This is a genomic window from Paracoccus sp. SY, from assembly GCF_002901215.1.
In the GTDB taxonomy this organism is placed as follows: Bacteria; Pseudomonadota; Alphaproteobacteria; order Rhodobacterales; family Rhodobacteraceae; genus Paracoccus; species Paracoccus acridae.
On the sequence record NZ_NWMQ01000230.1, the window covers coordinates 1 to 376 of the forward strand.

Annotated in this window: 1 protein-coding gene; it reads right to left on the reverse strand. The window is 62.8% G+C overall.

Going from position 1 to position 376, the window contains the following annotated elements:
* Window positions 1–376: S-(hydroxymethyl)glutathione synthase (gfa, locus tag CK944_RS22665; RefSeq protein WP_103175222.1), on the reverse strand; the 376-nt coding region annotated here is incomplete at both ends.

Below are 376 nucleotides of genomic sequence, written 5' to 3' on the forward strand. Positions count from 1 at the left end.
CGACACCCGATTCGATCACCGAACTGACGAAGGCCGCGAATTCGGGTGCGGCCCATCCGTCTTCCTTCGACAGTTCGGTATGGACGAAGTCCAGGCCATAGAAGGGATGGTCCTTGTTCTCGATCCGGCCATACATGTGCACGCCGCAGCCGGTGCAGGCATAGCGCTGGATCGGCGCGTCCTTGTTGACGATCTGCAGCTTGTCGCCGTTTTCCACAACCTCGATCGCGTCGCGCGACACGACCGCGACCTGGCTGAAGATCGCGCCCTCGGGCTTCCAGCACTTGGTGCAGCCGCAGACGTGGTTATGCGCCGTCTGCGCCCCGACCCGGACCTTGACCGGGTTTGTCGTGCATTTGCAGGTAAGCGTGCCGCC